The sequence below is a fragment of the Streptomyces sp. MK7 genome (assembly GCF_032658145.1).
GTDB lineage: Bacteria > Actinomycetota > Actinomycetes > Streptomycetales > Streptomycetaceae > Streptomyces > Streptomyces spiralis.
The window spans coordinates 27,676-52,012 of record NZ_JAVACL010000036.1; the positions used below are offsets into that span (position 1 = coordinate 27,676).

General features: G+C 70.1%; 10 protein-coding genes and 1 pseudogene. 2 read left to right on the forward strand and 9 right to left on the reverse strand.

Going from position 1 to position 24,337, the window contains the following annotated elements:
• Nucleotides 1-8: 8 nt before the first annotated feature.
• Both R2S09_RS30135 and R2S09_RS30140 read right to left on the reverse strand, forming a co-directional pair.
• A complete protein-coding gene (locus tag R2S09_RS30135; RefSeq protein ID WP_316744443.1) occupies nucleotides 9-596 on the reverse strand; it encodes an SMI1/KNR4 family protein in 588 nt (195 codons plus the stop codon).
• Nucleotides 593-9,811, reverse strand: coding sequence for a DNRLRE domain-containing protein (locus tag R2S09_RS30140; RefSeq protein ID WP_316744444.1), 9,219 nt, complete (start codon nucleotides 9,809-9,811; stop codon nucleotides 593-595). The genes R2S09_RS30135 and R2S09_RS30140 overlap by 4 nt, the downstream gene beginning before the upstream one ends.
• A gap of 442 nt (nucleotides 9,812-10,253) precedes the next feature.
• Here R2S09_RS30140 and R2S09_RS30145 point away from each other — a divergent pair, with 442 nt between their 5' ends.
• On the forward strand, nucleotides 10,254-11,822 hold the full coding sequence (locus R2S09_RS30145) for an FG-GAP repeat protein (protein ID WP_316744445.1): 1,569 nt from the start codon (nucleotides 10,254-10,256) through the stop codon (nucleotides 11,820-11,822).
• A gap of 216 nt (nucleotides 11,823-12,038) precedes the next feature.
• On the opposite strand, the gene mycP is transcribed toward R2S09_RS30145, so the two are convergent.
• The 3 genes from mycP to R2S09_RS30160 all read right to left on the reverse strand — a co-directional run bounded on the left by mycP (nucleotide 12,039) and on the right by R2S09_RS30160 (nucleotide 19,137).
• Nucleotides 12,039-13,487, reverse strand: coding sequence for a type VII secretion-associated serine protease mycosin (gene mycP, locus R2S09_RS30150; protein ID WP_316744447.1), 1,449 nt, complete (start codon nucleotides 13,485-13,487; stop codon nucleotides 12,039-12,041).
• 1,761 nt (nucleotides 13,488-15,248) lie between these two features.
• Nucleotides 15,249-15,758 (reverse strand): hypothetical protein, encoded by a 510-nt coding sequence (locus tag R2S09_RS30155; protein ID WP_316744448.1) that lies wholly within the window; start codon nucleotides 15,756-15,758, stop codon nucleotides 15,249-15,251.
• A 229-nt stretch (nucleotides 15,759-15,987) separates the two neighbouring features.
• A complete protein-coding gene (locus R2S09_RS30160) occupies nucleotides 15,988-19,137 on the reverse strand; it encodes a glycosyl hydrolase 115 family protein (protein ID WP_316744449.1) in 3,150 nt (1,049 codons plus the stop codon).
• 224 nt (nucleotides 19,138-19,361) lie between these two features.
• Here R2S09_RS30160 and R2S09_RS30165 point away from each other — a divergent pair.
• A pseudogene (locus R2S09_RS30165) lies at nucleotides 19,362-19,655 on the forward strand (S1 family peptidase); the annotation flags it as partial.
• A gap of 273 nt (nucleotides 19,656-19,928) precedes the next feature.
• Here the strand turns inward: R2S09_RS30165 and tuf are convergent.
• The 4 genes from tuf to rpsL all read right to left on the reverse strand — a co-directional run bounded on the left by tuf (nucleotide 19,929) and on the right by rpsL (nucleotide 24,298).
• Nucleotides 19,929-21,122 carry an elongation factor Tu gene (gene tuf / locus R2S09_RS30170; protein WP_086726249.1) on the reverse strand — a complete coding sequence of 398 codons (1,194 nt, stop codon included), beginning with the start codon at nucleotides 21,120-21,122 and terminating at the stop codon, nucleotides 19,929-19,931.
• Nucleotides 21,123-21,287: 165 nt separating this feature from the next.
• Nucleotides 21,288-23,414, reverse strand: coding sequence for an elongation factor G (gene fusA, locus R2S09_RS30175; protein ID WP_306190396.1), 2,127 nt, complete (start codon nucleotides 23,412-23,414; stop codon nucleotides 21,288-21,290).
• Between the two features lie 39 nt (nucleotides 23,415-23,453).
• On the reverse strand, nucleotides 23,454-23,924 hold the full coding sequence (rpsG, locus tag R2S09_RS30180) for a 30S ribosomal protein S7 (RefSeq protein ID WP_003992340.1): 471 nt from the start codon (nucleotides 23,922-23,924) through the stop codon (nucleotides 23,454-23,456).
• 2 nt (nucleotides 23,925-23,926) lie between these two features.
• Complete coding sequence (gene rpsL / locus R2S09_RS30185; RefSeq protein WP_003948652.1) at nucleotides 23,927-24,298, reverse strand: 30S ribosomal protein S12; 372 nt, start codon at nucleotides 24,296-24,298, stop codon at nucleotides 23,927-23,929.
• Nucleotides 24,299-24,337 lie beyond the last annotated feature (39 nt).

A 24,337-nucleotide genomic window follows, 5' to 3' on the forward strand; every position in this document is an offset into this window, starting at 1 on the left:
ACCCGCGCTCAGGTGGTCTCGAAACGCCCGTACGCCTCCAGGCGCCCGCCCGCGCCACCCCGCCACGAACCGTCGTCGGGGTGGAACACCAGGGGCGGCTCGTCGTCGTACTCCGGGATGGCTTCGAGCTCGACGGTGTCCCAGACGGCCTGGCGGAGGAACTCCGCGAAACCGCCGTCGAAGCGCTGCAGGTCCCACAGCCCGTTCCGGCTGCCGATCGTCCACCGGTCCGGATCGTCGCCGGCAGTGACCCAGAAGACGGTGGAGCCCTCCGTAGTGACCAGGAACGGCAGCCAGCCACCCGGCTCCGGGAAGAACGGCACGGGCACGGGCGGCAACTCGGCCGAACCGTTGCGGTAGCGGTAGGCCTCGGCCTCGTCACGCAGGTTCGACATGAACTCGATGTTCGAGTTCTCGACGCCGGGGACGCTCACGAAGAAGTAGTCGTCGAAGCGCCCCGGGCCGAACCAGTAGACGTACTCCTTGTAGTCCGCCGGCAGGCGCGTGCCGAGTTCGGCCTCGACACGCGCCCAGTCGACGACGTACCGCCGGGGCTCCGTCAGCCCGGCGTCGCGCGCCAGTTCGGGAATGCTCATTTACAGCCAGGGTCCAGTCCGCCCCCGCCCTTGGGGAGCCCGTTCACTGTGTTGTACACCGTGCAGTGGCCAACATATCCCTGGTCTCCCAGGGCCACCAACTGCACCGTGTCGGGCACGGTCTGGCCGTTCTTCGCGTATGTGGGGATGGCCGTGTAGAAGACGGTCTCCCCCGCATCGAGGCGGGCCCTCACCTTGCCCTCGAAGGTCTGCATGATCGGGCTGTTGGCCGTCTTGTACAGCTTGACCAGGTTCCGCGGCTCTCGGCCACGCCCACCCAGTTCGCGGGCGAGGAGGTGGCCCCGCTGGAAGCCGAGGGTGCCGTCGCCGTCCTGCCAGCCGGCGGGGTCGGAGGGCAGCCGCTTGTTGCTGCGGTTGGTGTCACCGCCGACGATCTCGGTGTTCTTCTTGGAGTCGAGCTTGCGTCCCCGGCCGCGGTAGTCGATGCCCCTGGCCCTGAGACAGCCCACGACGCCAGTGGCCCGGTTGCCGTTCGCCGAGTCCAACGGCATGTAGTAGACCCAGGCCGTCCCACTGCCGTTGTAGCAGCGGTTCTTGTTGTTCTCCGTGGTGCTCGTGATGAAGTTCTTGAACTCCTCGCGGAACTTCCTGTCGTCCTTCAGGGTCGGGAAGTACTTGAAGTACTTGTGCAGTTCCTTGTCGGTGAGGTTCAGGTCCTTCTGGGACTTCGTGAGCGAATCGTCGACGTACTGCTTGTGCTCCGTGTCCTCGTCCGCGTGCGAGAGCAGCCGGGCGGCGACATGGTTCAGGGCGGCCTTGATGAGCGCGGCCCACGGCGGAGGCGGGGGCGGCGGGGGCTTCTGCGGGCCGCGCGGGCCCCGGGGGGCGCGCGTCGGGTCCCGCCAGGGATTGCGGTACGGCTCCCGGTACGGGCGGGTGCCGGGGCCACGATGGCCGCACCCGCTGCGGCATCGGGGAGCGGTGTCCGTGTCCGCGAACCGCGCCGCCTGTGCCTCGATCGCGTCCGCGAGCGACGACACGTTCACATGCGGCAGCGACAGGCTGTAGGAGGACGTGGCGCTGGAGGACGAACTGTGGCTCCACGGCCAGTGCCAGTCCCAGCTCCAGTCGAGGTGGATGGGGTGGCTCTGCTGGTAGGCGGCTGAGGAGCTCAGCGAACCGAGCAGTCCGACCAGCAGGATGCTTTCGCCGATGCAGGCGTCCTCGATGCAGTGGCCGCTCGGGTCCGTGCTGGTCAGCGGGTCGCCGTTGCCGTAGGCGTAGCGGTTGGCGTTGCCGGAGGGCACTGGGCTCAGCGTCCAGGAGTCGCGGGCCGAGAAGCCGCCCGTCGCCGGGTCGTACCAGCGGGTGTGCATGTTCACCTGGCCCGTGTCCGGGTCGGTGTACGCACCCTGGTAGCCCAGCGCGCCCTTGGTGCCCGACTGGGCCGTGACCTGGCCGAACGGGTCGTAGCCTGTGGAGTCGTCCAGCGTGCCCGTGGCCGGGTCGAACGAGCCGGTCACGTCGCCGTGCAGCAGATCCGCCAGGACCGAGGCCGCGCCGGTGCCGTCCGTGTTCGCCGTCGACAGCGCGGAACCGGAGGGGTCACGCGCGATCAACCGGCCGCCGGCCGCCACCGGGCTGTTCGACTGGTCCGCGTACGTCAGCGTCGCCGCGCCCTGCTCGGTCAGGCGGCCCAGCGCGTCGTACGCGTACGCCGTACCGTCCGCCGAGACCATCCGGTCCAGGGCGTCGAACGCCGCGGTGTGCGAACCGTTCGCGTCCGTGCTGCCGGTCCGGCCGCCGCGCGCCGAGTACGTGTAGGCCGTGCCCCCGGCCGACAGCAGCCGGTTGCGCTCGTCGTACGTCGCCGTCACGCCGCCGGCACCGGTGCGGTTGCCCGCCGCGTCCCAGGTGTAGGACGTGACCGTGCCGTCGACGCCGGTCCAGCTGGTCAGGCGGCCCGCCCAGTCGTAGTCGTAGGACTGGGTGCCCGAACCGGCCGTGCCCGTCGAGGTCCTGGTCTTCAGACGGGACGCCTTGTCGTAGCCGTAGGTCGTCGACGCCGTCGTCGTGCCGGACGGGGACTTCATCTCGTCCGAGGTCAGGCGGTCCAGGGTGTCGTACCCCAGCGTGCGGGTCGCGCCGCCGGAGCCGTACGCCACCGACGTCAGCCGCGAGGCCGAGTCGTAACCGTACGTCTGCGTGGTCTGCGTCAGCGGGTCCGCCGCCGAGTCCAGCCGGCCCGCGGCGTCGTAGCCGAAGGCGGCCCGGCCCGCCGCGTCGGTGCGGCCGGTGAGACGGCCCTCCTCGTCGTACGTGAACGTGGCGCTGCCCGACGGGCCGTCGGACGACAGCAGGTCACCCCGGTCGTCGTACGTGAAGGTGTCCGTGCCACCGGGTGCGCTCGCCGAGGTCAGGCGGCCGGCCGCGTCGTAGCCGTAGGTGTCGGAGGTGGTCGACGCCTCGGCGCCCGAGCCGGTGGTCCCGGTGACACGGCCCAGCGCGTCGAAGGTGCGCTGCACCGTCACACCGCCCGGCTTCAGCTCCTTCACCGCCCGGCCGGCCTTGTCGTACACCATCGTCCAGGTGCGGTCCGCGGCGTCCGGGTAGGCCGTGGTGGACGGCTCCACCACCGACTCCGGCGTGCCGCGGCTGGTGAAGGTGTACCAGGTGGTGTTCGAGCGGCCGTCCGTCATGCGGGTGCGGTCGCCGGCCGCGTCGTAGCCGTACGTCGTCGTGATCGACGTGTCGGCGTCGACCGGTTCGACCAGTTTCGTCAGCCGGCCGAGCGCGTCGAACGTCTGATGGTCCGTGTGGCCGAGGGCGTCGGTGACCGTGACCGGGTTGCCGTCCGCGTCGTACGTCGAGCTCGTCGTCCGCAGCTGCGTGCCGGTGCTGTCCTCGTCCGTGACCTGGGTGGTCCGGCCCGCCAGGTCGTACGTGGTGCGGGTGGTGCGGCCCTGCGGGGTCGTGACGGAGGCGGGCAGGCCGGTGGGGCCGTAGGTGTACGACGTGACGCCGCCCGCGGTGTCCGTCACGGTGAGCGGGTCGCCCGCCGCGTTGAAGGTGCCGGACGTGGTCAGGCCGGTCGGGCTCTTCGTCGACAGCAGGTTGCCCGCGTCGTCGTAGGTGAGCGTCGTGGTGAACGCGCCCGGCGCCGGGCGGCGTTCGAGCACGGTCGAGGTGACCTGGCGGCCGAGGTCGTCGTAGGTCGCCTCGGTGCGGGCACCCGTCGGGTCGGTCGCGGACAGCCGCTCGCCCAGCAGGTCGTAGGTGAACGTGGACACCGGGGCGGCGGCGCCGTCCTCGGGGGCCGGTTCCTCCGCCTTGGCGAGGTTGCCGAGCTGGTCGTAGGTGTAGGTGGTGACCTTGCCGAGGGCGTCGGTCTCGCTCGCCAGGTTGCCCGCCGCGTCGTAGGTGCGGGAGACGGTGCTGGTCAGCGGGGTCGAGGCGCCCGGCGGGGTGTAGTCCGGCAGGGTCGTGTCCGTCGTGCGGCCCAGCCGGTCGTACGCGGTGTGCGTGACGTCGCCGTTGGGGTCGCGGGCGTCGGTCGGCTCGCCGAAGGTGTCGTAGCCGACGGTGGCCGTCGGGCGGACGGAGGCCGACGACTGCTGCGTCTCGGCCGTCACCGGGGCCTGGCGGGTCTCGACCAGGCGGCCGAGGGCGTCGTAGGTGTAGTCGCTGGTGTACGAGGCCGGGTCGGCGCCCGAGACGTTGCCGCGCGGGGAGGTCTCGGAGACCACGAGGCCGCGGTCGTCGACCTGGTAGGTGGTGACCAGGTCGTCCGTGCCGTTCTCGACCGTCTGCCGGGTGACGTCACCGTTGGTGTTGCGCTGGTAGGTGACCTGCTCGGCGCGGGTGCCGCCCGCGCCGGTGCGGGTCTCGGTGAGCACCGCGCCGCCCGCGTCGTAGGTGTACGCGGTACGGCGGGCCAGGCCGGAGGGGTCGAGGACCTCGGCGGTGGTGCGGCCGGCGGCGTCGATCTCGTACGCCGTGGTGACCTTGCCGTTGCCGGTGGTCTCGCTCACCAGGTTCCCGGCGGCGTCGTACGTCCGGTCGCTCAGCACCAGGTCGCGCGTCGAGCCGTCCGGGTCGTGGAAGCCGGTCAGGATCTGCTGCGCCTGGAGGCCGTCGTCGTAGTACGTGGTCCGGGTGGTGCGGCCCATCGCGTCGGTGTGCTCGGCGAGGCGGCCGGCCGGGTCGTACGCGTAGGAGTCGAGGACGACGTCCGCGGCGGTCGACGGATTGTTCGGGTCGCCGGTGTATCCGGTGAGCGTCACCGTGGCCAGTTGGCCGAGCGCCGTGTAGGCGTACCGGAAGGTGCCCTGGCCGGGCATGGTGCGGGTGGTCTGGTGGCCGTGGACGTCGTAGGTGTACGTCTCCTGGCCGCCCTCGGGGTCGGTGAGGGTGGCCAGGCGGCCGTGGGTGTCGTAGGCCCGCGTGGTGGTGCGGGTGGTGTCGCCGCCGAGGAGGTCGGCGACGGACTCGGTCAGGGTGTTGCCGTCCTCGTCGTAGGTGTACGTGGTGCGCGCCTGGTGGCCGGCACCGGTGACCTTGTTGGTGGTGGCCGGGCCGGTGACCGTGAGCGGGCGGGACTCGCCGTCGTAGGCGGTGGTCGTGGTGACGCCGTCCGGATACGCGTCCGAGGTGACCGTGCTGCTGGTCTCGCGGCCGAGCGCGTCGTAGGTGTAGTCGGTGACGACGCCCGCAGGGTCGGTGACCTGCGCCAGGTCGCCGGCCGCGGTGTAGGACCGCTGGGTCACCGCGCCGCGCGGGTCGGTGCTGGTGGCGAGCAGGCCCGCCGGGACCGTGCCGCCGCCGACCGCGGTCTCCGTGCCGTCGGTGTAGGTGAACGACTCGGTGCGGCCGGAGGGGAAGTCCGCGGTGGCCGGGGTGGTGGTGGAGGTCCGGTCGCCGTGGGTGTCGTAGCCGTAGGACGTCTTGTAGGTGTCGTCGGTCGCGGTCGCCGAGCGGGCGTCGCGTTCGGCGGTGAGCTGGTCGTTGCGCGGGTCGAGCGGGTCGTCCGGGTTCAGGTAGTAGCTGTAGTAGGAGGTGTGGCAGGTGCTCTCGTCCGCCGCGTCGCGGCACGTCGTCTGCGAGACCTTGTTGCCGCGCACGTCGTTGCCGAAGCGGGTGACGGAGCCGTCGGGGCCCGTGGTGGCCGCCAGGTAGCCGCCGGTGTCGTAGGTGAAGGTGCCCCTGTTGCCCGCCGCGTCGGTCTGGCCGATGAGCCGGTCGCCCTGCAGCGGGTCGTAGGTGTAGCTGGACGTGCGCTGGTCGGGGTCGGTGACCGTGACGGTGAGCGTGGTGGTCCCGGCGACGGCCGGCTGGTCGTCGGTGGCGGGCTTGGCCTCGGTACCGGTCAGGGCGAGGTCGGAGAGCCGGTACGTGCCGCCGTCGGCGTCCGTGTAGGAGGACACCCGGTCGTGCACGGTGTCGTAGGCGACCGTGGAGTGCACCCGGCCGCTGGGCAGCGTCACCTTGGTGAGCTGCTGGGCGACGGCGGCGGAGGCGTGCTGCTCGGCGATCGTGCGGGCGCCGAGGGGGCGGGTGTAGACGGCGGCCTCGTCGATGTCACCGGCGAGGTGACCGGTGGTGCCCGTGGTGGCGGGCCAGTTGTTCCAGTAGCCGGCGCCGAGGTAGACGAAGCGCTGGTCGTACTGGGTGATGTCGCCGGAGAGGCTGCCGACCTCCGCGCCGTCCAGGTACAGCGTCTGGGTGTTGCCGGCGGCGGTCAGGGCCGCCTGGTGCCAGGTGCCGTCGTTGACGGTGGCGGAGGAGGTGATGGGGGCGGCGGTGCCGTTCCAGAACTCTCCGCGCAGCTTGCCGTCCGTGCCCACGTACAGGGCGGGGGTCAGCTTGACGGGTGTGGCCTCCTCCAGGGTGTGGTCCTGGTAGCTGAGGAGGACGCCGCTGCCTGTGGTGCGGAACCACAGCTCGGCGGTCAGGTACGGGGTGTCGGATATGAGCTGGTCCGGCAGTTGGACGTAGGACGTGGTGCCGTTGAAGGTCGCCGCCGTGTCGGGGCTGCCGGCGAGAGCGCCGGCGGTGCCGAGCTGGACGTCGTTGTAGGTGCCGGCGTGCTCGTCGCGGTCGAGCGGCAGGTCGCTGGCCGCGTCGGTGGCGCCGTCCTTCTCGTCCAGACGCCAGTAGGAGAACGGCCCGGCGTCGTGGACGACGGTGCGGTGGTGCGAGCCGTCGCCGTAGCCGTACGCCGTGCAGTGGCCGAGGGCGTCCTCGGGCCCGCAGACCAGGGTCAGCCGGTCGCCGTCGTAGGTGTACTTCCAGGTCAGCGGGGTGGCACCGGACGTGGGGGCATCGGTGGTGACGGTGGCGACATGGCCGCCGGTCCAGGTCAGGTGCAGGGCGCGGCCGCCGGTGGCGGTGACCGTGGTGAGCGCGCCGGAGGAGTCGTAGGAGAGGGTCTGCTCGCGGCCCCGGTAGTCGGTGACCTGGGTGAGCCGGCCGCCGCCGTCGAAGACGTACGTCGTCTGGTCCTTGTCGGCCAGCTTCCAGCCGCCGCCGGTGACCGCGGTCAGCGTGGAGAAGCTGCCGTAGGGGGGCGCGTAGCTGCCGTCGGGGTTCTTGCCGAAGCGGACCTGGCGCCCGGTGGGCAGGGTGGCCACGACGTTGCCGGTGCCGTCGTCGTCGGGCTCGATCCGCATGTCGTAGCGGGTGGACCAGCCGGCACCGAAGGCGTTGTCGGAGCGCGGGTCGCGGCTGTTGTAGGTGCGGGTGACGGTCAGGCCGGGGCCGGCCGTGGCGACGGTCGCGTCGGTGTCGGTGGTGGTGTAGTTGCCGACGGCGGGATCGACCTCGCGGCCGTCGGCGCCGGGGCCCTGACCGCCGAGGTGCGAGGTGATCGCGGGCTGCTCCACGGCGGTGGTGAAGGTGTAGAAGGAGCTGAGTGGGGTCTCCAGGCCGTTCTCACGCGCCTTGACGCGCCAGATGTACTGCTTGCCCCAGGTCAGCGTGGACGCCGGAACGTTCCAGGTGCGCTTGGTCTGCCAGCCGGAGTTGACGCAGCCGGTGGGGGCGTCGGCCGTGCCGGAGCAGACCTCGAAGTAGTGCTCGATGGCCGCGCCGGCCGGATAGTGGTCGATGGACTCGGTGTCCATGAACAGGGCCGGGGTGAGGCTGCCGACCTGGCCGCCCGGGCTGGGGTAGACGTCGGTGATGCGCGGGCCGACGTCCTGCGAGGTGACGGTCACCGTGGCGACGGGCACGCTCTCGCTGGAGAACCACTTCTGGTCCCGCAGCCGCTGCATATCGAAGTTGATCTTGTACTTGCCCGGCGGCAGCGGGGGTATTCGGGCACTGAGGGTGGCGTCGTCGCCGGGCGTGAGGCGCTCGTTGAGGCGGGTGAAGGCCTCTTGGCCCATCAGGGCGCCGGTGTCGTAGTCGCGCACGCGGGTGCCGAGGCGGACCTCGTTCCAGCCGAGCGGTTCCCAGGTGAAGTCGCCGAGGTTCTTGACGTTGACGCTGACCTCACCGCTCTGGCCGCCGGTCAGCGGGGCGGTCTGGGAGCCGACGGTGTACTTCGCGCCGTAGGCGCTGTGGGTGATGGCCAGATAGGGCTTGTTCGCGGAGTTGGCGCTGCCGAAGCGCTTCCAGGGGCCGGAGGTGGCGAAGTCGGCCCACAGGGCGAGTCCGTAGTTCTTGACCGAGCCGTCGACCCATCCCTGGACCAAGTCGACGCCCTTGTTGCCCAGATCGATGACGCGCCACTTGGAGCCGCCGCAGTTCTCGCCGTAGGCGAAGGAGTCGGTGGCGATGAGGTCGTCGTAGCTCGCCGGGCGGTTGTTCCAGGTGACCGTGGTGGAGCTCCACGAGCCGGTGACCTGTCGCACCGTCATGTCCTGGGCGGAGCAGCTGGAGGACCACACGTTGTAGAGGCCGAGGTCCGCGTTGAGGATGTAACGGTCCTTCAGCTGGCTGGTGACGTTGTCGAACTTCAGGTAGCTGATGGCCCTGTTGGTCCCGGCGTCATAGCTGCCGATCTTCAGCTCGTCGTCGCCGGCGAAGTTCGTGTCGGCGTAGGTGTCCTGGACGAAGGAGTCGCCGTTGTCGTCGATGTCGTCGACGCTGGGATCCACCCGCACCGGGAACCCACGCTCCGGCGAGTTCAGCCAGGCGTCGTCGAGCCGGACCTTCAGCGACCAGTTCCCGCCGGTCCTGACCAGCTGGTAGTCCACGTCGTCGGACAGGGCCGGGCCGCCGGTCTTCGCATCGTGGGCCGAGTCCTCCATCCACCCCTTGGGGATGACGGCCTGCACCGCGCCCTTGGCGTCCTTCAGCAGGACGGCGCCGTGCGTGTCGAGGGACGGGGTGAGCCCGTCGAGGTGGAGGGGGAACGTCCACTCGTGCGGCGCGCGGGCCGAGTCGAGGACGATGGTCTCCTTGACCGCGCCGTGCACGGCCCGCAGGACGATGTCGGAGTCGCGGCGCACGCCGTCGTAGCGGGCGGCGTCGTCGTGGACCTCGGCGGTGGTGCCGGTGGCCCCGGCGACACCGAAGCCGACCCGGTGCCGGCCGTCGTCGACCTCGAGTTCGGCCAGCGTGGGATCGTCGCCGCGCTCGGCCAGGGTGAGTCCGGTGTCGTCGGAGGCGGCGGCGAGCCGGTCGCCGTCCTTCGCCGCCCCGGGTGCCCCCTTGGCCTCGGCCGCCGGGACCAGGGAGGTGTCGATCGCCTTCCAGGTGCCGTCCGCACCCCGGTAGTGCACCGGTTCGGTGTAGACGCGGGTGGTGCGGGTCCCGTCGGGGTTGCGGAACTCCTTGGTCGTGGCGGTGCGTTCGCCGGCGAGCTCGACGCTGCGCTTGGGATCGTAGCCGCTGAGTGCCGCCTGCCCGCCGCCCGTGGTGTGCGGCCGCAGGGGCGTCTTCCTCACCTTCGGCTGGACGGGTGTGAAGCCGGTGCCGCTCTTGTGCAGCGGCAGGGCGCCTTTGCCCGCCTTCAGGTCACCGGCATCGAGCTTGTTGCGGCCGGTGGCGTCGGTACGGCCGGCGCCGACCTCGTGCTTCCTGCCCGCCGCGGTGCCGGAGCGCTGTGCCGGAGCCTTCCCGTCCGGCCAGGGCGCGGCCTCGGCGGTCTGGACGAAAGGCGTCAGCGCGGGCGCCGGCAGCAGGGTCGCGCACAGCGCCAGGAGCACACCGCCTGACGTCAGGGCGACGGCACGAGCGGGGCGCCCGGGCCGACCGGGCCGGGGGCGCCGGAAGCCCGCGAGCGAGCGGAGGCGGAGGCGGCGGGACACGGAACTCCTTCACACCACAAGGCCGATCGCCCGCGTGCGGGGCGATCGGCCGGAAGCAGGGAGCCGGATGCACTCGGCAAGCACGGTGGGTGCACCCGGGCGGCGTACACGGTAAATGATCCAGTACACCCAAGACCATGCACATGACAACGGATTGATAACGAGATGCGCCGATACGTCCACTGCTCACAGGGTCGCCACAGAGCCTTCAACCGGCCTGCTACCCCATGCGACCTGGGGCAAACGAATTCGGCCACCCCCTGACAACCTCCCGAAAGGCCCCGCCGACCGTGATCATTTCGAGACGATCAGCGGGATAACCTGCGGCTCGTTCACGCGGACCAAGGTCGCCACGGCAGTGGTCCGCCTTCCGTCATGGGAGCCGGCATGTCGGTTTCCCGTCACGGAATCGCCCCCGGCCGCGAAGGATTGAAAGGCAGTCATGGCCGAAGAGAAGGCCGAGAAGGCAACCAAGCGCCGTCTGCGGGCATGGCCGGCGGCCATCGCCCTGCTCGTCTGCGCGGGTGTGGTGACCACGGTCGCCCTCGTGGCCGGATCCGGAGGTGCCGCCAAGCCCTACGACTTCAACGGCGACGGCATACCCGACCTCACCGTCGGCCTGCCCGGCAACACCGTCAGCGGCGCCGCACGCGCAGGCTCGGTCGTCATCGCCAACGGCACCTCCACCGGCCCGGCGAGCACCGCCGTCCGCATCGACCAGGCCTCACCCGGCGTGCCGGGCGACCCGGAGACCGACGACAGCTTCGGCCAGTCGGTGGCCAGCTGCGACTTCGACAACAACGGCTACGCCGACCTCGCGGTCTCCTCCCCACTGGAGGCCATCGGCACCACCGAGGGCGCCGGCATGCTCACCGTGCACTACGGCAGCTCCGGCGGCATCTACAACTCAACGACCGAGAGCTTCGACGAGGACACCGCCAACTACCCCGGCACAGTCGCCAAGGACGAGATCTTCGCCTACTCCCTGGCCACGGGAGACGTCAACGGCGACGGCTACTGCGACCTCGCCGTCGGCCAGCCCCTCGACAACGCGGGCGGCCAGCCCAACGCCGGCACCATCAAGATCATGTTCGGCACACCCACCGGCCTCAACGCCGCCGACACCATCGAGATCGACCAGTCCACGCAGAACGTCCCCGGCGGTCCCGAGGCCGAGGACCGCTTCGGCGAACAGCTCGCCGTCGCCGACGTCAACGGCGACGGCGTAGGCGATCTGATCTCCGCGACCATCGGCGAGCAGATCCCCGGCAGCTCCGACCGGGGCTCGCTGCACATCATGTACGGGCCCATCAAGAACGGCGTCCCGGCCTCCGGCGGATACGTCGACGCCGGCAACGTCACCGACATCGGCGAGTTCGTGGGCAGCGCGCTGACCGTCGGCCACTTCAACGACGACGCGTACGCGGACGTGGCCGTCGGCGTCTCCGACGAGGAGGTGAGCGACAAGGGAGCCGCCGGCCGGTTCGCGGTGTTCTACGGCAGCGCCCAGGGCCTGTCCGCCACCAGCCGCGTCAAACTGTTCGACCAGGACTCCCCCGGCATCTCCGGCGGCCCCGAGACCGAGGACTACTTCGCCGCCTCCCTCGCCGCGGGCGACTTCGACGGCGACGGCGTGGACGACCTGGTCGTCGGCATGCGCAGCGAGGCGGTCGGCTCGGCCAAGGGCGCCGGCGCCTCCATGATCCTCTTCGGCAACGCCACCGGCGGCCTCACCACCAAGGGCGCGATGTGGATCGACCAGGACACCGCCGGAGTGCCCGGCACAGTGGCCGAGGGCGACCACTTCGGCTGGACCGTCGGCGCCCTGGACACCGACGGCAACGGCCGCGTCGAACCCCTGATCGGCGCCCCCGGCAACGCGGCCGGCACGGTCACGGTCCTCAAGGTCAAGCCGGGCACGCTCGAATCGGCCACCGCCCTCGCCGAGGGAGACCTCGGCTTCTCGGCCGGCAGCGACGGCGACGCCTTCGGTATCGCGCTGGCCCACTGAGACGGGAACGTGCGGGCGGACGCCGTCAGCTTCGCAGGCATGAGAACGGTGCCGGGGATGATGCCCGGACACCTTCGAGCTGGCGGCGCCTCACCGTCGGGCCTCCGGTCGGGCGCCGCGGGGCCGCCCCTTCCACCGCGACGCCCCACCGCGGTGACCGAGCCGGGCCGGGACCTGCTCCTCGTGGACGCCGATCGAACAGAACCGCTGCGTCGATCAGTGTGCTTGGACCGGAGGCCAAGTGCCTGCTGCCCGCATCGCCATGTACTGCTCCGTCGCCGGGAAGGTGGGAGCGAGGTGGACCGCCGTCGAGTCGTGGGGCACCACGACGACAGCGCTGAACGGAGCCTTCGACGCGTCGCCGGTCTCCATGTGCTCCCTGAAATCGAAGCGGAACGTCCAGCCGTAGGCGAAGTCGGTTCCCGAGTCCGGGAAGACGACCACGGAACCGGCCTTCTCCGGGTACGCGGTGGTGTTCAGATAGCGGGAGGCCGCGGCCACCGCGTCCTTTCTGCTCATCCTCCCGCCGGAACGCCGGCGCCTGGCGACAGCGGCGGCCGCCACGGCTCCTCCCACGACCACGACCGCGCCGGCACCCAGCCCGATCCACAGCATGCCGTTGCCGCCGTCGTCCCCGGAGGACGCGCCCGCCGCGACACCTCGGTCCTGTGCGGCGCCGGAGTCCTTGCCCGACGGTGCGGACGAGGGCTCGGCCGGCGCCGACGACTCCGCCGCCAGGTCCGGCAGCGGATAGACGTCCGCCGGCCCCGGATCGCCCGGGTCCTGCAGCGCGATCCGCGGCCGCACGATCCCGTAGCCGATGGAGTCGTTGCGCTTGGCGCCGTCGGTGGGCGCGCCGATGGTGTTGAGCATGACGCGGAGGACCTGGTTGTTGGTCCAGGCCGGGTGCTTGGACCAGATGAGAGCGGCACTGGCGGAGGCGAGGGCGGTGGCGTCACTGGTGCCCCCGGTCTTGCAGAGGCCCGTCTTGCCGCCGCACGCATGGACCATGTCCGTGCCCGGGGCCGAGACGTCCACTTGGGGGCCGTACTCAGAAAAGGCAGCTCGCTTGAGGTCCTTGCCGACCGCTGCCACACCGACCACCCCGGGCGTCGCCCCCGGGTACTCGACAGGGTTTCCCTTGTCCCCCTTGTTTCCTACGCCCGCGAAGACCAATGATCCCTTGCGTAGGGCATATGTGACTGCTTCGGTCAGATCTGGGGAGTTGGTCGCGCCACCCATTGAGATGTTGATGACCTTGGCACCGGAATCGGCTGCGTAGCGAATGGCCTTGCCGAAGGATGCCGAGATGGCGAACGGGTTGACGTCGTTGGGACCCGGCATGCGTATCGGGAGGATCTTCACCCCAGGGGCAAGGCCGAACGCTCCGTTCCCGCCCCCGTAGGCACCTGTTCCGGCTATGAGCCCGGCCATCCCTGTGCCGTGCCCCTCGTAGTCCGTGTGCTCATCACCGGCACGGCTTGTGGGTGCAAAGTCCTTGCCGTCGAGGACCCGGCCTTTGAGATCGGGGTTCGTCGGATCGACCCCGGTGTCGATCACTGCGACGGTGATGCCCCTGCCGGTACTCGTCCGCCACATCTCCTCGGCGTGCATGGCATCCAGAAACCACTGCTTGGAGCGGGTGGAGTCAGCGTGAGCTTGCATGGCCGCCCCTCCCACCAGCAAGAGGGCTACGGCCGCCGAGGCAGCGGCTCGGAATACCCCGTGCGGTGTTCTGCTGATGGGCATGTGCATGCTTTCGTGTCCTCCGGTCCTCAGTCGGCTGTCGGGGGTTCCTCGCGACGGTCCTTGCGCTGCTTCTCCCGTCGTTGCCGAGCAGCAGCCGAGTCTCGAGGAGCGTCCCGCACGCCCCGAGGACCGGCATCGCTGGGCACGCCACCGGAGATACCTCCCCGCGACGGCGCGGAGGGCACCGGTGAACCAGGGCGCGCCGGCACACGGCCTACCCGCTGTGGCGTACCCCCGACAATGCCGTCGCGCCCGGAAGACCCGGGCCGCCCAGCGGTCGGCCCCGTTGCATGGGCAGCCGACTGCTCTCGTGGTCCTGCGGTCGGCACGCGGCGGCTCGCGCCGCCAGTCCCCGCGGGCTCGCCGCCGAACACCCCACCAGGAACTCGTCCCATCGACCTGCCACTTGCGGAGGGGGTCGTCGGGCGCCCACCGGAGATTCCAGAACCGGACGATGAGCCTCGGCCGGGAGCCGGGCCTGTACCGCCTGGGAGGCCACGGCCGACTGGACCACCGGAAACAGGCAGCTTTCGACTCGGCGAAGGGTTGGCACCGGTGACTCCACGGCCGGAACCGGGTCCGACGGGGCCTTGCCCGGGCCGGGTTGGCAGGCGCCCCTCGCTGGTCGTCCTCCCGACTTCGCCGCGTGCCGTCGGCATGCGTACGGACCCGCGTGACACCGGCGCAACCGGGCCACTCGTCGGCGGCAGTGCCTCTACGTCCGGGCGGACGGTCGTGGGAGGTGCACCCGTTGGGCTCGTGGGGTGCTGATGAACCTCGGGCGGGGCACTCACTGAGTCAATGGCGACATGCGCCTTCGCCGGCTCGGTCGCGGTCGGACGCGGTTCGCCGGGCGGTAGGTGGTGTGCGGTGGAGACCGGGCCGGCGGGCGAGGGGGTTCCGGCACGATCCGAAGACCTCAGCAGGCGGTCGTGCGTCGCGCCCTCGGTTCCAACGGTGCTGGGACGGCTACCACCGCGCACGCTCCCGCTCGCTGCGCCGGAAGTCGATCCCTGCGGCCGGGCCAGGTCAGTGCTCTCGTCGGGGGCGTAAAAGCCCAATGCTTCCGGCGGCGGCGGGAACTTCGGTCGTTCCAGCGAGTTCATCTGCGTCGCGGACTGATCGTAGGACTGCCCCAGCTTGCGCATCTGGGCCGCCGCCTCCAGGCGGACCTTCTCGCGGTCGGCCTTGAGGGCGGCGAGTTCGCCGGCGGACTTGGTGCGGACGGCGGCGGCGTCCGGGTCGTTGTGGGCGGCGTTCGCCGCGTCGAGGTTGGCCTGGGCGCTCTTGGTGTCGCGGGGCGTCGACGCCTGGGCGGTGGCGATCGCGCCCGAGGCGTGGCCCAGCCACTTCCCGGCGTCCTCGCTGAAGTCGCCCAGCCGATGGGTGGAGTTGGCGAGGTCGTCGGCCCAGGTGCGGAACGCCTCCGCGCCGTCGCCCTTCCAGGCCACCCACTGCGGGCGGACCTTCAACTCGTCCGCGATCTTGCGGATCTCCTTGGCGGCCGCGGTCAGACGGTCGGCCGCGGCCTGCACCTCTCCGGCGTTCGCCTGGTCCAGCCACGCGAGCATCTGCTCGTGGCTCATGCTCTCGAAGGACGTACCGCCGCCGTTCCCCTTGCCTGCCCCTGCCATCAGGCCTCCCCCGTCGTCGCCGTACGCAAGACAGCCGTCGCCATCAGATCGTGCCACCCGAGTCGCCCGCCGGCGCCCGGCCGGCCTGGTGGTCCGGATTCGCCCCGGCATCGCCGCCACCGTGGGTCTTCCTGGGCAGGGAGGGGTCGTAGGTCCCGCCGTAGTGCTCGGTCGTCTCCGCGCTGATCGCCGCCATCCGCCTGCGGACGTCGATGTCGATGTTCCGGTAGCCCTTGTGCGAGGCCACGACCGCGATACCCATGCCCTCCATGGAGTCGGACAGCAGCTTGGACAGCGTCTCGAGTTCGCTGATGACCGTCTCGTAGGCCGTGTGGAGGCCGGCCGCCTCCGACCACTCCCCTCCTCCACCGCCGAACTCGTGGCGCGCGAGCCGGCCCTTGCCGACCTTGCCGGGGCCGGCCTCGGAGCCCTTCAGATCGTGGATCAGGGCGTCCACTCTCTTCTTGAACTCGGTGAACGAGGTGTACTCCGCTGCCAGGGCCGCAGCGGCCCCGACGGCCGCGGCCCCGGTCGCCGCGAACATCCCCGCCATACCCGACAGCAAAGGCGACGGCTCATCGCCCGCCCCGGAACCGGCATCGCTCGGCAACACAACGTCCTCCCCCGTGAGTTCGTAAGCGGAAGCCTTGGGGACAACTCTAGCTACATCCAGTGACAGTCCCGAGTCGGGCTGTGCGCCCGAAGCGAAAGGAGCCTGTGCCGCACAGCGGCACAGGCTCCGGCAAAAGGGGGGTCAGGCGCCCTGCGTCACGCGCCCCGCGTCACGCCCTCCTGCTCTCCACCGGCCCCAGATACGTCTCCGGCAGCCCGCCCACGTCGATCAGCAGGCGCTGCACCACCACCGTCGGGTCGACCATCCAGAACTTCAGGCGGTGGACGCCCGCGCTCGTGAGGGTGTGCTTGGTGGCCGTGCGGTTGATGTTGTCCGAGGTGTTCCTGGCCCACTGGTTGTTCATCGTGCCGTCGTCCGAGCCGGTGGCCGCGATGATGTCGACCGTCTGCGGGGTCTGGTCGTCGAAGGAGACGGCGTAGCGCAGGCCGCCCTGGCCGCCCGCGAGTGCGGGGTTGCGCGGGGAGAGTTCGGCCCAGACCGTCACCTCGCCCGGGGCCGGGGTGAGCAGGGTCACCCCGTACTCCAGGCGGGGGGAGGAGCCGCCGGGGGTGTGCCGGGGGGCCGTCACCGGCCACGGAGTCATGCCCGACGTCGTACGGCCGATGTCGTCCAAGCGGCGCCACTCGCCCACCGCACGGTCGTAGTGCTCGGCGTCGATCGCGACGTAGCCGCCGGCCTCCACGAAGCCGCGCAGGCCGCGCGCCACCCGCGTGGACGGCTTGCTCGCCGTGCAGGAGACGGTCACCGTGCTGCCCGCGCCCGTGATCGTCAGTGTGCCGGTCGCCCCGTCGGCCGGGACCTTCGACCAGTCCGCCCGCACCTCCAGGCGCACCTGCTGGTCCACCCGGCCCTTCGTGCGGTCGGCCTTCAGCCATGGGGCGGAGGTCTCGACGCGGTAGTCGAAGGACGTACGGCCCCGGTTGAAGATCTCCACGTACTGCTGCGGGCGGGTCTGGTACGGGCTGAACTCGGGGAGCCTCGCCTCCTCGGTGCCCGCACCGCCCGGCCACCACGTGCCCGCGTCCTCGGCGCCGTCCACCGACACGCCCAGCGCGGCCGCCTCCGGCACGTCGATCCGCTTCACCGCGGGGAACAGCACGTCCGGGAGCGCGACGTTGTCCTTCTCCGGCTGCTGCCAGGGGGCGTTCGGGCCGTAGCGGTCCACGTCTCCGTAGTCGATGTGGGGCTGGGTCTGGAAGCCCTTCCACTTTCCGTTCGCCACCTGCGTGTTGAAGCGGCCGGCCAGGGACAGGTCCTTGGCGAGGCCGGCCTCCGCCTGCGCCGCGCGGGCGTTCGTCGCGGCTCGGCCCTGTCCCGCGTACAGGAGGTTCGTGAACTCCGCCTGACGCAGCTCGTACAGGTTCGCCGTGGCCTCCACCTCGTAGCCCACCAGCTCGAACCACGCGTCCCGGGTGCCGGCGGGCAGCGCGCGGGCGATCCTGTCCGCCTTCTTCGCCAGGGTCTGCCACTCCTCGGTGACCCGCTCCAGCTCGCGGTGGGCGAAGTAGTACGGGGTCTGCTGGTCGTCGTTCACCGGCTTGCCGTCCCGGACCGTGATACGGCGGTTGAGCAGTTCCGGCTTGCGGCGGGCCTGGAGCCGCCCGTAGGCCGCGAGTACGTCCGCGATCGCCGCGGAGTGCTCCTCGCCGAAGTTCTGGCGGGCGTAGCGCCGCTCCCACTCCGGCAGGCGTTCCTGCGGCCAGGCCTCCGGGTTCCAGGCGTAGTTGAGGAAGAACTCCGTGGGGAGTTCGTTGCCCTTCAGGTCGCCGACGTTCGCCACCCACAGGCCGTGGTTGCCGTAGGCGTGGGCCTGGTGGAGCTGGTCCCAGGTGTTGCGGATGTTGGCCGTGTCGACCCACTTGTAGTTGCGGCCCGCGCCCACGTAGTCGAAGTGGTAGTACAGGCCGTAGCCGCCGCCGCGTGCGGCCTCGGCCGGGTCCGGGTGCTTGCGGATGTTGCCCCAGTTGTCGTCCGTGAGGACCACCGTGACGTCGTCGGGTGCTCTCAGTCCGCGGTCCCAGTAGCGCTGCACCTCCTTGTACAGCGTCCACACCTGCGGGGTCTCGGCGGCCGCCTTGCCGGTGACCTCCTCGATGATCTGGCGCTGCGCCGCGATGATCTCCCGCATCAGCTCGATGCCGTCGCCGTCGGGCAGGCTGGTGTCGCCGTTGCCGCGCATCCCGAGGGTGACCACGCCCTCGAAGCCCTGGTCGGCCATGCGCTGGACGCCGGCCCGCCAGTACTTCTTGAGGGCTTCCGCGTTGCGTACGTACGACCACTCGCCCGTGCCGCCGTAGGGGTCGTGGCCCGGGGTGACGATCGCGCCGGAGGAGTCCCGCACGGCGGCGGTCGCGTGGCGGTTCCACTCCTCGATGCCGCGCATCATCGGGGCCTCGTGGGAGGTGCCCATGACGATGCCGTACTCGGCGGCCCGCCGGTGGTTGTCCGGGTCGTCCTCGGCGAAGGCACGGCCCCACACCGCCGGCCAGAGGTAGTTGCCCTTCAGGCGGAGCAGCAGCTCGAAGACCTTCGCGTAGAAGCCGGCGTTGAAACCGCCGGGGTAGCCCTCCGCCTTGCCCGGTCCGAAGTACTCCGGGGCCCAGGTGCCGAGCGCCGGGTTCTCGTCGTTGATGAACACGCCCCGGTACTTCACCGTCGGCGTGCCCTGCGTGAACCGGCCCGGCAGGATCCACACGCGGTTCCTGCGCACCGGCGGCACGTCGTCCCACCAGTACCAGGGGGAGACTCCGATGCCGTAGGAGACGTCGTAGGCGCCGAAGATGGTGCCGCGCGGGTCGCTGCCCGCGATGACAAGAGCGCGCTCCACACCCGGCATCGGGTGGTCCACCACGGTCTGGAGGGAGGTCTCCCAGCGGTCCCGGACGCCGGTGACGTCCAGCTTGCCGGACTTCACCAGGCCGTCGATCAGCGGGCTGCGGCCGATGGTCCCGACGAGCACGGCGTAGCGGGCGATGGTGCTGCCGGGGCGTACGCCCGTGACCCGCTCGATGTCGCCGCGCAGGTCCGCCGCGGCCCGTACGACGCCCGGGTGGTCGTCGTCGCTGACCAGGACGGGGGCGCCGATCAGGGAGAAGGCTCCGGGTGCCGGGGGCGTGGGCGAGAAGGAGACGTACTCGCCCGGGTCCGTCCGCCGCAGCCCGCCGCTTGCGCCGCCGGCCGCCTCCGCGTCCTTGTTCCCCGCGTCTCCCGCCGCCCAGGCGGCTCCCGACGACGACACCACCGGTACCGCGGCCAGACCGGCCCCGAGTACGGCTCTGCGGCTGACGTGCGCAGACATGCTGCCACACCCCTCCCACTCGAATTTGGTTAGCGGCATGACAAATAGTGGGACGAGTGGTTCCTGGGGAACAGGGGTCGTGCGCGCCGAATAGTTTCGAACAAGGGTGGCGTGGACGCGCCCGCCGTGCCTCCGATGGTCCGGACCAACCCCTTGCCCGTCCGCCGCCCGCACAGCAAGCTCCCCCCATGGAGCTGGAGTTGCGGCACCTCAGGACCCTCCGGGCGACCACCGACGCCACCGACGCGCCGGCGATCAGGGCGCGCGGTGCCGAGCCCGTGGTCGTACGGCACTCCCTGGCCGCACTGGACGCCGCCAAGGCCCGCCTGGACCGGGCGGCCCGGCACAGCCCGACCGCCGACGCCCCGGCCTGGTACGTCGACGTGCGCACCAACCGTGTGGTGATCGAGGCCGTACGGCCGGCCGCGGCACGGGCGCTGATGGAGGCCGCCGGGGTGGACCGCGGCCTCGTGCGGGTGAAGGAGACCACCGAGCGGCCCAGTCCGCTGTACGACCTTGAACCGCGGCATACGCCGCTGACCGCCAGGGGGGCGGGCTCGGGTGCGCCGTGGTGGGCACCCGGGCGCGCCGATGTCCCCGCTGTCCCCGCTGCGACCCGCCCGGGCGTGCCGCCGCCGCCGTACCGGCCCGCCCGGGCCTGCCGCTGCCGTCACCCGCTGCGGCCCGGCCCGGCCGGAAGATCGCGCAGGCATGCGAAAGGGCCCGTACGACCGAAGTCGTACGGGCCCTCTCGGGTGCTCGCAGGAGCTACCAGGTCAGGTCGTCAGGAGTTACTTGACGATCTTGGTGACCTGGCCGGCGCCGACGGTCCGGCCACCCTCACGGATGGCGAACTTCAGGCCCTCCTCCATGGCGACGGGCTGGATGAGCTCCACCTTCATCTCGGTGTTGTCACCCGGCATGACCATCTCGGTGCCCTCGGGGAGGGTCACCACGCCGGTCACGTCCGTCGTACGGAAGTAGAACTGCGGGCGGTAGTTGTTGAAGAACGGCGTGTGGCGGCCACCCTCGTCCTTGGAGAGGATGTAGGCCTGCGCCTCGAACTCGGTGTGCGGGGTGACCGAGCCCGGCTTGATGATGACCTGGCCGCGCTCGACGTCCTCGCGCTTGATGCCGCGGAGCAGCAGACCGACGTTCTCACCGGCCTGGCCCTCGTCGAGCAGCTTGCGGAACATCTCGATGCCGGTGACCGTGGTGGAGGTCTTCTCGGTCTTGATGCCGATGATGTCGACGGTCTCGTTGACCTTGAGGACACCACGCTCGATACGGCCGGTGACGACCGTACCGCGACCGGTGATGGTGAAGACGTCCTCGATCGGCATCAGGAACGGCTTGTCGACGTCGCGCTCCGGCTCCGGGATCGCGGTGTCGACGGCGTTCATGAGGTCGAGCACGGACTGGGTCCACTTCTCGTCGCCCTCGAGCGCCTTCAGAGCGGAGACACGGACGACCGGCAGGTCGTCGCCCGGGAACTCGTACTCGGAGAGGAGCTCACGGACCTCGAGCTCGACGAGCTCCATGATCTCCTCGTCGTCCACCATGTCGGACTTGTTGAGGGCGACCACGATGTACGGAACGCCGACCTGGCGGGCCAGGAGCACGTGCTCCTTGGTCTGCGGCATCGGGCCGTCGGTGGCGGCGACCACCAGGATCGCGCCGTCCATCTGCGCGGCACCGGTGATCATGTTCTTGATGTAGTCCGCGTGACCCGGGCAGTCGACGTGGGCGTAGTGACGCGCCTCGGTCTGGTACTCGACGTGCGCGATGGAGATGGTGATACCGCGCTGGCGCTCCTCGGGAGCCTTGTCGATGTTGTCGAACGGGGTGGCCTCGTTCAGCTCCGGGTACGCGTCGTGCAGCACCTTGGTAATGGCGGCCGTGAGGGTCGTCTTACCGTGGTCGATGTGACCGATGGTGCCGATGTTGACGTGCGGCTTAGTCCGCTCGAACTTCGCCTTCGCCACTGGGGTCCTCCTGTGGAGTGGTTCTGTACGCCTTACTTCATCGGCGCCAGGTGATCTTTGCTGGATGGCCCGGATCCCCGGGGCATTCCTCCCGCTTCACTGCGGAAGGGGCGGAATGCCCCACGAGGCTCCGGAGTCAAGCCTAAAGGCTGGAACTCGGGAGAGTTACTCGCCCTTGGCCTTCGCGATGATCTCCTCGGCGACGTTCCGCGGAACCTCGGCGTAGGAGTCGAACTGCATGGAGTAGCTGGCCCGGCCGGACGTCTTGCTGCGCAGGTCGCCGACGTAGCCGAACATCTCCGAGAGGGGCACGAGGCCCTTCACGACGCGGGCACCCGCCCGCTCCTCCATGGCCTGGATCTGGCCACGGCGGGAGTTGATGTCGCCGATGACCTCACCCATGTAGTCCTCGGGCGTGGTGACCTCGACGGCCATCATCGGCTCGAGCAGCACGGGGCTGGCCTTGCGCGCGGCCTCCTTGAAGGCCTGCGAACCGGCGATCTTGAACGCGAGCTCGGAGGAGTCGACCTCGTGGTAGGCACCGTCGAGCAGCGTCACGCGGACGCCGGTCATCTCGTAACCGGCGAGGATGCCGAACTGCATGGCCTCCTGCGCACCGGCGTCCACCGAAGGGATGTACTCCTTCGGCACACGGCCACCGGTCACCTTGTTGATGAACTCGTACGAGGCGTCGCCGCCCTCGATCGGCTCGATCGCGATGATGACGCGGGCGAACTGGCCGGTACCACCCGTCTGCTTCTTGTGGGTGTACTCGACCTTCTCGACGGACTTGCGGATCGTCTCGCGGTAGGCGACCTGCGGCTTGCCGACGTTGGCCTCGACCTTGAACTCACGGCGCATACGGTCGACCAGCACCTCGAGGTGCAGCTCGCCCATGCCGCCGATGATGGTCTGGCCGGTCTCCTCGTCCGAGTGGACCTGGAAGGACGGGTCCTCCTCGGCCAGGCGCTGGATCGCGACGCCCAGCTTCTCCTGGTCACCCTTCGACTTGGGCTCGATGGCGACCTGGATGACCGGCGCCGGGAAGTCCATGGACTCCAGGATCACCGGCTGCTTGTCGTCGGACAGCGTCTCACCGGTGGTGGTCTGCTTCAGGCCCATGACGGCGACGATGTCGCCGGCGCCCACCGAGTCGATCTCCTCACGCTTGTTGGCGTGCATGCGGTAGATCTTGCCGATGCGCTCCTTCTTGCCCTTCACCGAGTTCAGCACGGAGCTGCCGGATTCCAGGCGGCCGGAGTACACGCGGACGAAGGTGAGCTTGCCGAGGTGCGGGTCGCTCATGATCTTGAACGCCAGCGCCGACAGCGGCTCGTCGTCGGACGGCTTGCGCCTGACGACCGTCTCCGGGTCCTTGACGTCGTGGCCCTCGATGGCCTCGATGTCGACCGGGGACGGCAGGTAGCGCACGACCGCGTCGAGCAGCGGCTGGACACCCTTGTTCTTGAAGGCGGTGCCGCAGAACACGGGGGTGACCGTGGTGCCGGTGCCCTTGCCGGAGGCGATGGTGATACGACGGATCGCCGCGTACAGCTGCTCCTCGGTGGGCTCCTCGCCCTCCAGGTACAGCTCCATCAGCTCTTCGTCGTTCTCCGCGACGGCCTCGAGCAGCTTGCCGCGCCACTCCTCGGCGGCCTCGGTGTGCGTGGCCGGGATGTCGACGGTGTCGTACATCTCGCCCTTGGTGGCCTCGGCGGACCACACCAGGGCCTTCATCTTCACCAGGTCGACGACACCCTTGAAGTCCGCCTCGGCGCCGATCGGCAGCTGCATGACGAGCGGCTGGGCACCCAGGCGGTCGGAGATCATGTCGACACAGCGGTGGAACTCGGCACCGGTGCGGTCGAGCTTGTTGACGAAGCAGATGCGCGGAACGCCGTAGCGGTCCGCCTGACGCCACACCGTCTCGGACTGGGGCTCGACGCCGGCGACGCCGTCGAACACCGTCACGGCACCGTCGAGCACGCGCAGGGAGCGCTCCACCTCGACGGTGAAGTCGACGTGGCCCGGCGTGTCGATGATGTTGATGGTGTGGTCGACGTCTTCCAGCGGCCAGTGGCAGGTGGTGGCAGCAGAGGTGATCGTGATGCCACGCTCCTGCTCCTGCTCCATCCAGTCCATGGTGGCAGCGCCGTCGTGGACCTCACCGATCTTGTACGAAACGCCGGTGTAGAACAGGATCCGCTCGGTGGTGGTCGTCTTGCCCGCGTCGATGTGGGCCATGATCCCGATGTTGCGGACCTTGGCCAGGTCAAGTGAAGTGGTAGCCATAAGGCTTCAGTCTTCTCTCGGTCTCGATGTGGGTAGCGACTACCAGCGGTAGTGCGCGAAGGCCTTGTTGGACTCGGCCATCTTGTGCGTGTCCTCGCGCTTCTTCACAGCGGCACCGAGGCCGTTGGAGGCGTCGAGGAGCTCGTTGAGCAGACGCTCGGTCATGGTCTTCTCGCGACGGGCGCGGGAGTAACCGACCAGCCAGCGCAGCGCCAGGGTGTTGGCACGACCGGGCTTGACCTCGATCGGGACCTGGTAGGTGGCGCCACCGACACGGCGGGACTTGACCTCGAGGGTCGGCTTGATGTTCTCCAGCGCGCGCTTCAGCGTGATGATCGGGTCGTTGCCCGTCTTCTCACGCAGACCCTCCATGGCACCGTAGACGATGCGCTCGGCGGTGGAGCGCTTGCCGTTCAGCAGCACCTTGTTGATCAGCGAGGTCACCAGAGGAGAACCGTAGACCGGGTCGATGATGACCGGGCGCTTCGGGGCGGGGCCCTTACGAGGCATTCTTACTTCTCCTTCTTGGCGCCGTAACGGCTGCGAGCCTGCTTGCGGTTCTTGACACCCTGGGTGTCGAGCGAGCCGCGGATGATCTTGTAGCGAACACCCGGCAGGTCCTTCACACGGCCGCCGCGCACGAGCACGATGGAGTGCTCCTGCAGGTTGTGTCCCTCACCCGGAATGTAAGCGGTGACCTCGATGCCGCTGGTCAGACGCACACGCGCGACCTTGCGGAGGGCCGAGTTCGGCTTCTTCGGGGTGGTCGTGAACACACGCGTGCAGACGCCACGGCGCTGGGGCGAACCCTCGAGTGCGGGCGTCTTGTTCTTCTCGACCTTGTCCTGCCGGCCCTTGCGGACCAGCTGCTGGATCGTAGGCACTACTTCTCCGGTTTCTGTGTGCCGATGGGTACAGCTAAC